Raw genomic sequence first — 10,044 nt, forward strand, 5'->3', positions numbered from 1 at the left:
GGGTAGTGCAATTAATTTTTTACAAAACCCTATCGAATTAGCCATAGAGCGCAAAAAAACAGGCGCCTTTAATGAAAATCTCTGCATTCCCCGATATATCCCTCAAGACTCTGAACGAGCCGGCGTCATGAAAATTAATAAAGCCGAGATAACTTTTATATTTCAAAAAATTAACGCAGACACAGAAGACTATACAATAAAAATTACTTAGTCAGCTATTTTCCACAGAATTTATGCAGCAAAAATGACATAAAAATTCATAAAAACTGCTTTTTTTGATAAAAATTTTAAAAATCTGGAGATAAAGCCAATTTTGCCCAAACGGGCAAATGGTCGGAGGCCAGCCTTGCAAGGGGCGTATTGTGAACACCACATTCCAAATATCTAATTTGAGGGGCAATAATAATACGATCTAATCCGACCAAAGGATGCTGGGCGGGGAAACTGGCACCAGTTGGTAAAACTGAAAAATCATCTGGTAATAATCGCAAACATCCATCTCGTCTGCGCCATTGGTTAAAATCACCCATAATAATCGTCGGCAAATCGCGCTGCAAATTTCTTAATCTATCAACAATAAAGGCAACCTGCCGCCGCCGGAACAGACCAGATAAATCGAGATGTGAACCTATCAACCGCCAAATACGACCTCGAATTTTAATATCGCAGATAATCGCGCCTCTGGGTTCCAAACGAGGTAGTCTGACGCGCTCATATGCCACACAGCTGGCAAAATCGCGCAACAGCAAGGCATTCCCATGCCATCCAAGGCTACAAGAGCGCAAAGATAACGGCACATAGCTATAACCATGCGCAGCCAAGGCATCAAAAGGCAGAATGGCGCGTCTTTTCCCCAGACGATGATCGGCTTCTTGCAACACAACACAATCCGCATCGATTTCGTCCAGAACAGACAAAATCCGTTCTGGGTCGCGCCTTTTATCAGCACCGATTGCTTTGTGAATATTATAAGAGGCCACTTTTATCGTATAATCAGGCATAGTCACTTTTACGGGCTTCTCCTCACATTATTATACCCGTTTTACACCCCGCTATAAGAAAGCCTTCTATCAGCTTTTTATACATTTATAAAAATATCAGTTTCGATTTTTTATTTCAAAGAAGTATTCTAATTAAAAAAAGATATATCTAAAAATCACCTTACCCAAAAGCCATTTAAAAACAAAAAACTTTTTAAATATAAAAATTATTTTTAGAATTATATCTTCTTCATTCAAGAAAAGCGGAACCAAAACAGCCCCGCTTTTCTTTCTTTATTACAAATACATCAGGTCATTCAGTAGCCGTTCCGCCCACTGTCAAACCTTCAACTAACAAAGTGGGCTGCCCGACGCCAGCAGGCACAGACTGACCGCCCTTGCCACAAATACCGACCCCTTCATCCAAAGCGAGATCATTACCAATGGCCGCAATTTTATTCAGAACAGTCGGGCCATCACCGATCAAAGTAGCCCCCTTAATAGGAGCCGCAATACGGCCATTTTCGATCATATAGGCTTCAGTGCAGGAAAAGACGAACTTACCACTGGTAATATCGACTTGGCCGCCGCCAAAATTCTTGGCGAAAATGCCTCTTTTAACACGAGACATAATTTCTGCAGGATCATCCTGTCCGGCCGCCATAAAGGTATTCGTCATTCTTGGAATCGGGGCATGGACATAGCTTTCACGCCGCCCGTTTCCGGTTGGTTTCATACCCATCAAACGCGCATTCAATCTATCCTGCATATAGGATTTCAGAATACCATTTTCGATCAGAACCGTGCGACTGGTCGGGGTGCCTTCATCATCAATGCTCAAAGAACCTCGCCGGTTCGGAATCGAGCCATCATCAATAACCGTGACTCCTGCGGAAGCTACTTTTTCGCCAATTCGACCAGAAAAAACAGAAGACCCCTTCCGGTTGAAATCGCCTTCCAAACCATGACCGACGGCTTCATGGAGCAACACACCAGGCCATCCGGGGCCTAAAACAACGGGCATTTCTCCAGCGGGTGCAGGTATAGCGTCTAAGTTAACCAAAGCCGAGGCTAAGGCCATATCAATACCTTTTTGCCATGCCGATTCTTCAAAAAGGGGATCATAAAGATAGCGACCACCGAAACCGTAAAATCCAGATTCGCGTCGTCCGTTCTTTTCAACAACGACCGAAATATTCAACCGCACCAAAGGACGGATATCCTGAGCCACAAAACCGTCAGGACGGACAATTTCAATCACGCTCCATGAAGCCGATAATCCAACAGATACCTGACAGACATGCGGATCTCTGGCACGAGCGGCTGCATCGATTTTCTGGCACAAGGCTACTTTTTCAGCAAAAGGCTTCAAAGTAAGCGGATTAGCTTCGGTATAAAGATGCCGATTGGTATGAAGCGGAGACGAAGGATGGTTACCCTTTTTGGGGTCTAATAACTGTAGGGTTTCTCCTGCTCGCCTGATCGCATCAGCAGAAATCTCGCTTGCATGGGCAAAGGCAGTCGCTTCGCCGGATAATCCCCGCAGACCAAAACCTGCCTGATTATCATAGCTCGCATTTTTCAGGCGGCCATCATCAAAAGAGAAACTTTCGGAAACACTATATTGTAAATAAAGCTCCCCATCATCACAGCCGTGAAGCGTTTGTGAAGTCAAACGCTTGGCATCATCCGGGGTCAACAGCCCAGGGCGATAGAGAAAATGGCGAGGAGCATCAGCTATGTCAGCAATAGTCATAGGCTATTAGTTATAACGCTCTGACAATCGGTGCAATCACTGAACGCATAGCGGGGCAGAATAATTCTCAAATGAGCAGGGCAGACAGGCTCAATAAAAGGCGAATTTCCGCCTGTTTCAGGACAGGCCTCGGTCAACCATCACCAAAAGTGATTAAATTCATTTAATTTCTTTGGTGGCATAAATATATTAAAAGAGTAATAAGAAGTTACCTTTTTCTCTTATTCTTGCGAAATAGCAATTTTATTACGCAATCAATCTTTTTCAAGTCATGGAATGGTATAGTTAATCGGCCTTACTTTTATGAAAGAAACCCCCACAATAAAAGAAAGGCTAAAATTGATTGAGCCGCACCCCATCCAGATAGCAAAAGAGTCAAAAGCGCTGATAGAAACAATGCGTTTTGAGCCTTTGGGGGGCATCGCCAATCTGGAAGAGCATCTAGCACGGCTTGAAAATTCAACTCAAATACTGGGCTTTACTTATAATCGTCATGCTGTTCGCAATATGCTTCATATGGCCTGTTTCCCTCTGACAAAGCCCCATTTTATCCGATTGGTTATCAATTATAACGGCCGAATTGCTGTTGAAATTACTCCACCAGAAAAGGCACCCGAAAAAATAATTGCATGTTTCCCTGTTCAACGATCTTGTCCGGCCAATGATGAAAGGCTCTATCATTCGCTGCTACCACGGGTAGCCAATGATATTTCAGGCAAGAAAGCTGATATTTGGCTCGCTATTGATCCATCCGGCCATGTGACAGAAACCGCCTTAGGCAATATTTTTATTCAGGATAACGATCGGCTATTAACGCCACCGCGCTCATTGGGGCTTCTTCCCGGCCTCCTGCGCGAGCGTTTATTATCAAGCGGCAACGCCAAAGAATCGCTGTTATCTATACAGGATTTAAAATCCGGATTTCTCATCGGCCATGACCTGTTCGGGCTAGTCAAGGCAAAATTACTTCGCTAAAAACCGCCGCCATGGCCAGTAAAGTAAAAGATATATTTTGCTTTCTTACCTGACTGACACAAGGATTATATTTCAAAAGACGGATATTTTTCTGTCCGCCGCTTTTCCTGAGAGGAAAAAAGATGGTTCACATTTCCGCTGCCCTTTCCCGTATCCAGCCCTCCCCGACCATTGCCGTGACCAGTCGAGTGATCGAGCTCAAATCAAAAGGGGTCGATATTATTACACTCGGGGCAGGTGAACCGGATTTCGAAACCCCCGAATTTATTAAAGAAGCCGCAATCCAAGCTATCCATGATGGGAAAACCCGTTATACCAATGTTGATGGAACGGCAGAATTAAAAGAAGCCATCGTCGGTAAATTCCGCCGCGACAACCATCTTGAATATCGCACAGATCAGATATCGGTCGGTTCCGGCGGCAAGCATGTATTATTCAATGCTCTGACGGCTACTATTGACGAAGGCGATGAAGTCATCATCCCCGCTCCTTATTGGGTCAGTTATCCTGACATCGTGCGCTTTTGTGGTGGGACACCAGTCTTCATTCAGGCCACTATTGACCAAGATTACAAAATCACTGCCGAACAGCTTGAAAAAGCCATTACCCCAAAAACGCGCTGGTTTATCTTTAATTCTCCCAGTAACCCGACCGGTGCCGCCTATAGCGCAGATGAGATTAAAAGCCTTGCCGAAGTTTTGCGCCGCCATCCTCATGTCTGGATTTTGTCAGATGATATCTATGAACATATCGTCTTCGATAATTTCCGCTTTGCAACCATCGCCGAAGTAGCACCGGATCTCTTCGATCGCACTTTGACCGCGAATGGCTGTTCAAAAGCCTATGCCATGACCGGCTGGCGGATTGGTTTTGCAGGTGGCCCCACCCCCCTTATCAAAGCGATGGCCAAGCTCCAGTCACAATCAACCTCCAACCCTTGCTCTATTTCACAGGCCGCTTCTGTTGCAGCTTTAAATGGTTCACAAGAATTTCTGAAAGACTGGTCTGCTGATTTTGCGCGCCGCCGCGATCTGGTTGTTGACGGTCTGAATGCGATAGACGGTATTTCTTGTCCGAAACCACAGGGTGCCTTTTACGTCTATCCAGGTATTTCAGATTTAATCGGCAAAAAAACGCCATCAGGCAAAATCATTGAAAAAGACTTGGATTTTTCAAGCTATCTGATTGACGAAGCCAAAGTGGCCGTTGTCCACGGCGAAGCTTTCGGTCTATCTCCGGCTTTCAGAATCAGCTATGCGACCTCAACCGAATTATTGAAAGAAGCGCTTAAACGCATTAGCAATGCTGTCGCTCGCTTAAAATAAAATAGATCTTTTAAAAAACAACTTTGGCAAACAAAGCCCAGTTTTAGAAATTGGGCTTTGTTTAACTTTCACGAGATAGCTCACTTTGGACTTGCGGTAGAACCCGCTAATAATCCGCCATCGATATTCATTTCTGTGCCAGTAATATAGGTTGCTTCATCAGAGGCTAACATCACAGCCACAGCGGCGACCTCATCAGGCATTCCAAAACGGTGCAATGGTGTATCGGCAACCAATGCCTGCATGTTTTTCTCACGGTCACGTCCTTTGCCTAACATAGGCTCCCAAATAGGCGTTAAAATTGCAGCAGGATGAATCGAATTACACCGAATCTTCCAGCCTTGCTGGGCGCAATAAAGAGCTACCGTTTTACTATGATTACGAATGGCGGCTTTGGATGATGCATAAGCTGCGGCTAAAGGAATTCCGACTAATCCTGAACGTGAAGAAATATTGATAATAGACCCTGTGCCTTTTTCTTTCATGGCCTTAATCGCATAACGACATCCTAAAAAAGTGCCGTCTAAATTCACGCGATGAACGGCTCTCCAATCATCGAGAGCGGCATGTTCTGGATCATGAGCAACAACTTCATCTTCAAAGCCGGTTACACCGGCATTGTTCACGACCACATCGGCAACAGGGATAGATTCTGCTAAATGCTGCCAATCTTTTTCTTCACGAACGTCTAGTTTTATAAAACGCCCACCCATTTCATCAGCCGCCTTTTGACCCAAAATTTCATCAATATCTGTAAAGATGACAGTCGCAGCCTCACGCGAAAAAGCTGTTGCGATCGCCTTTCCAATGCCTCTTGCGGCACCGGTCACGACACATAGTTTATTTGCTAATCTTGGCATAATAAATTCCCCTCTGTTTCGCGATCAGATTTCAAAATTTTGGCTTTTTATGGCCGGTATAAAAAAAGAGCAGCCAGATAAAATAATCCGGCTGCTCTTTTGTTTCTGGCAATGAAAAAATCAATGCACCGTTGTAACCGGCTCAATACCCGATTGTTTCAGTTGGTCATTCAACTGACCAACTAGACGATCCAAAGCCGCCTGATCGCGCCCTTCAGCACGGGCAACTAGAACATCTTGGGTATTGGAAGCCCGCAGTAGCCACCAACCATCGTCATTGGTCACGCGAACACCGTCGATCGTGTTGACCTTGGCATCGGCAGCCGTCAAGCGACCCAATACTTCGCCAATTACTTGGAATTTACGGGTTTCAGAAGCCTGAAAGCGTAATTCTGGTGTATTGACCATTTTTGGCATATTTTTACGGATTTGGGTCAAAGAGCCACCCATCTGATGAACAGCCCCGATCATCCGCACCGCAGCATAGATACCATCATCAAAACCGAACCACTGATCGGCAAAGAAAATATGGCCGCTCATTTCACCAGCCAAAGGTGAATGGGTTTCTTTCATCAAAGTTTTAATCAACGAATGACCCGTCCGCCCCATCAAGGGTTTACCACCCAGTTCAGCCACCCGATCAAACAAGGCCTGACTGGCTTTGACGTCAGCAATAATTGTACCGCCGGGATGACGTTTCAGGACTGGTGCAGAAAGGATGGCCAAAATCTGGTCACCCCAGATCACATGACCTTCGCTATCGACTGCGCCGATACGATCAGCATCGCCATCAAAGGCAAAACCAAAATCAAGTTTTTCTTTTTTGACTAAGGCTTTAAGGTCAGCAAGGTTGGATTCAACTGTTGGATCGGGATGATGGTTCGGAAAGCGTCCATCAACATCCGTATAAATAACGTGATGTTCACCCGGTAATTTTTTAATCAGCTTCTCGAGAACAGGGCCACCGACACCATTACCGGCATCCCAACCAATGCGATATTCGCCACCTTCATAGCCCTGTGCCAAACGGTCAACATAGGCGTCGATAATATCGGCGGTTTCGACACTGCCCTTGCCTTCTTCCCAGTCACTTTTAGCAGCCAGCTCACCAATATCGCGGATATCCTTTCCAAAGAAAGAACTATGCTTCAAGACCATTTTGAAGCCATTATATTCTGCTGGATTATGGCTACCCGTAATCTGGATACCACCATCAACATCCAAAGTTGCTTCAGCAAAATACAGCATAGGGGTCGAAGCCAAACCGATATTGACAACATCAACACCCGCTTCGGTCAGTCCCTTAATCAAGGCATCTTTTAAGGCCGGAGAAGAATTACGACCATCATATCCCACCGCAATCCGATGACCACCAGCTCGCCGCAAACGGGTCGCGAATCCTCGACCAATAGCATAAGCATCATCAGGGGAAAGCGTCTCTCCGACAATACCGCGAATGTCATATTCACGCAGTACGGTAGGATCAAATTTATGGGACATTAAAAGCTCCTATCAGGAAAATCCTATTGTATGATGGCTATAACGCAGCAAGAAAAGAAAAGCTGCCCGAAAAAGCCCAATAAACCAAAGGCATCCTTTTTTTATCAAAGAATTTCTTGTTTTTTTTAAAATGAATATCGTTAACCTGCATTGAATTTTAACAGGATATCGCGGGCAATATTAACATGCCGCGCCCATTCTTCGCTTCCTCCAGCATCAGGATGAACCAAAGCAATCAACTGATGATAAGATTTTTTAATAGAAATTTTGTCGGCTTGTTCATCCAAACCCAATAATTTCAAAGCATCGCTTCTATTTTGAGGAATGCCGATTTTCTGAATACGATTGATGATATCTGCGCGTCTGTCAGCTTTAGAGGAAAGTGGAGCCGCTGTTGCCTTTTGTGCCGAAGGATAAGGATTTCCCTTGCCGGCAGAATAAGCCGATCCACTTTTTGGAAAGGCAGTATTCTGAAAATGGCTTCCGGTATCATTCTCTGGCTTTTTCGAAGGACTATAAGGCTTAAAGCTCTCTTTCTTCCGACGAGCGCTATAAGCAGACGCAAAAGAATCCCGAAAATTCTGATATTTTTTAGCGCGATCTTTTGCCACAGAAGCATGATTTTGCCGTTTTAAAAACCAGATCGAAGCGCCAAGAATAGCGATAACCGCAGGGATAACCTCTCCCTTTACCAGCAATGAAAAGCCACCAAGGCCAGCGATTAAAGCCGCTAAATCTCCAATACGAAGAGCAGCTGCCACCGGACGGCACCAACTCCACAAGGCCAAGGCCAAAGCTAATAGCGTTAAAATCTGCATGAAATTAAAGCCATGCTCCCATCTGGCCAGAAAATATCTTTGTTATTCTTGGATTATCATCCGATATCTTAAAATTATCTTTACCAATCCGCGCCCATCAGGCTTTTTTGGGATCTGGGATTGATAATTTCAAGCCCGCAATCAAGTCTCTTAATTCCTGTCTGGCTGCCACATGCGCCAATCCAGCACGCCCCAAAGCCTTAACATCTAACAGTGTTAAACCTTTTAAGAACAGCTCACGATAAATAACTCGCTCGCTCAACCCTGAAATAATACGGAAGCCAACGCGCTTCGATAATTCAGTCATGGCAGACGCCACATGGCGCATATTCCGCGCTTCCAAATGCTGAAGCCGGTTTCTTAAAACAATCCAGTCAACCGTCTTGCCGTCGCGCTTTCCGCGTGCTTTTCGTGCTTCCCAAACCAATTCTGCATAAAAGCTGGGGCGTTTGATGTGATAGCTTTCAGGATCAACTTGACCGATCAAATCAAGATCAACAAAGCTATCGTTGATAGGCGTTACCAGACTATCTGCTCTTTCAAGCGCCGAGCGAATATCGGAAGAATGACGACCCGGTGTATCGACAATAACAAAATCATAATTCTGGGAAAGCGCGTCCAACAAAAGATTCAAGTCTTCACCACTATCAGGATCAAAAACTTTCGTCTCAGGGGTCGGCAAATCCATGCCAATCCGCTTTACGCTTTCGACACGATTTTCCATATAACGGGCAAAAGTCCGCTGACGTGTATCAAGATCAACAGCCGCCACTTTCAGGCCTTTAGCGCTCAACGCTACCGCAACATGAACGGCTGTCGTTGACTTCCCCGAGCCCCCCTTCTCATTCGCAAAAACGATAAAATAAGCGTTTTTAGCTGACATTATATTTCGGCCTTTCCTCTTGCGCTTTTCCGGTTCGTGCTTTTCCTATCAGGACAGATAGCCCCCCTCAAAACATATTCATTATTACGGCGAAACAGAAAATACCGATAATCAAAAGGGACAGGATATAAATTATTGTCCGGATAATAAAATTCTAAAAGAATTGAAACGCTCTCATCACGATTACAATGCTCTTCGGTATAAAGCCTTATGACAAGGATTATAATCACCCCCGTAAATAGCTATGTCAGACGGTATCGCAACCGCTAATTTGCAACAAAAGATAGAGAGTCGATAGCGAAATAATGCTTTAAATACTGCGCAACCGGTGATTTTTTTGCTAAAAGCTATCATCAAGCAAGGCCAATATATGGCACAAAGGAAGCATAATGGCAGAAAATGAAATTTTGACCGATAATGATGAGGCTCTGGATGCCTTCACCAATAATTATCAACGGCCATCCGATAATCCCTGCGGCCTCTATCTTATTTCTCCGCCGGAAATAGATGAGCATTTCGTTGAAAGATTAAAAAAAGCCTTTGACGGAGGTGATGTGTCGGCCTTTCAACTCCGGTTAAAAGGTCTGAATGAACATGCCATCGCCCGACTGGCTGAACCTCTACAAAAATTATGCGCCGATAGAGATGTTGCCTTTATCGTCAATGATAGCGTTTCTCTCGCCAAAAGGCTGGGTGCCGATGGGGTGCATCTAGGGCAAGGTGACGGTGATGCGGCCGAAGCCCGTGTCATTCTGGGGCCTTCGGCACAAATCGGGGTTACCTGTCACAATAGCCGTCATCTCGCGATGATTGCTGGTGAAAAAGGGGCAGATTATGTTGCTTTTGGGGCATTTTACCCGACGACTAGTAAAGATGTCCGCTACTATGCACGTCCTGAAATTCTGTCATGGTGGGCAACTCTTTTTGAACTGCCTTCTGTCGCCATT

Annotated in this window: 10 protein-coding genes; 4 read left to right on the plus strand and 6 right to left on the minus strand. The window is 45.0% G+C overall.

The annotated features are described in order from the left end of the window. Positions 1–211: hypothetical protein (locus LDL18_RS05440; RefSeq protein WP_296507557.1), on the plus strand; the 211-nt coding region annotated here is incomplete at its 5' end. Positions 212–287: 76 nt separating this feature from the next. Here LDL18_RS05440 and LDL18_RS05445 read toward each other — a convergent pair. After that, positions 288–1,001: an endonuclease/exonuclease/phosphatase family protein gene (locus LDL18_RS05445; RefSeq protein WP_296507560.1), complete on the minus strand. Its 714-nt coding sequence runs from the start codon at positions 999–1,001 to the stop codon at positions 288–290. Positions 1,002–1,293: 292 nt separating this feature from the next. Beyond that, a complete protein-coding gene (tldD, locus tag LDL18_RS05450; protein WP_296507563.1) occupies positions 1,294–2,736 on the minus strand; it encodes a metalloprotease TldD in 1,443 nt (480 codons plus the stop codon). Positions 2,737–3,039: 303 nt separating this feature from the next. Between tldD and LDL18_RS05455 the strand changes: the two genes are divergently transcribed. Together LDL18_RS05455 and LDL18_RS05460 are read left to right on the plus strand one after the other, a co-directional pair. Continuing rightward, positions 3,040–3,711, plus strand: a complete 672-nt coding sequence (locus LDL18_RS05455; RefSeq protein WP_296507565.1) for an aminotransferase class IV — start codon at positions 3,040–3,042, stop codon at positions 3,709–3,711. A 122-nt stretch (positions 3,712–3,833) separates the two neighbouring features. Continuing rightward, on the plus strand, positions 3,834–5,036 hold the full coding sequence (locus LDL18_RS05460) for a pyridoxal phosphate-dependent aminotransferase (RefSeq protein WP_296507568.1): 1,203 nt from the start codon (positions 3,834–3,836) through the stop codon (positions 5,034–5,036). A gap of 80 nt (positions 5,037–5,116) precedes the next feature. Here LDL18_RS05460 and LDL18_RS05465 read toward each other — a convergent pair whose 3' ends face one another. The 4 genes from LDL18_RS05465 to LDL18_RS05480 form a co-directional block, all read right to left on the minus strand. Next, on the minus strand, positions 5,117–5,896 hold the full coding sequence (locus LDL18_RS05465) for an SDR family oxidoreductase (RefSeq protein ID WP_296507570.1): 780 nt from the start codon (positions 5,894–5,896) through the stop codon (positions 5,117–5,119). A 120-nt stretch (positions 5,897–6,016) separates the two neighbouring features. Continuing rightward, on the minus strand, positions 6,017–7,396 hold the full coding sequence (gene pgmG, locus LDL18_RS05470; protein WP_296507572.1) for a phosphoglucomutase/phosphomannomutase PgmG: 1,380 nt from the start codon (positions 7,394–7,396) through the stop codon (positions 6,017–6,019). Between the two features lie 140 nt (positions 7,397–7,536). Then, positions 7,537–8,214 (minus strand): molecular chaperone DnaJ, encoded by a 678-nt coding sequence (locus tag LDL18_RS05475; RefSeq protein ID WP_296507573.1) that lies wholly within the window; start codon positions 8,212–8,214, stop codon positions 7,537–7,539. A gap of 97 nt (positions 8,215–8,311) precedes the next feature. Next, positions 8,312–9,097 (minus strand): division plane positioning ATPase MipZ, encoded by a 786-nt coding sequence (locus LDL18_RS05480; protein ID WP_296507575.1) that lies wholly within the window; start codon positions 9,095–9,097, stop codon positions 8,312–8,314. A 389-nt stretch (positions 9,098–9,486) separates the two neighbouring features. Between LDL18_RS05480 and thiE the strand changes: the two genes are divergently transcribed. Next, the coding region (gene thiE / locus LDL18_RS05485) for a thiamine phosphate synthase (RefSeq protein WP_296507576.1) at positions 9,487–10,044 on the plus strand (558 nt) is incomplete at its 3' end.

This window comes from Zymomonas sp. (genome assembly GCF_020216885.1).
Lineage (GTDB): Bacteria > Pseudomonadota > Alphaproteobacteria > Sphingomonadales > Sphingomonadaceae > Zymomonas.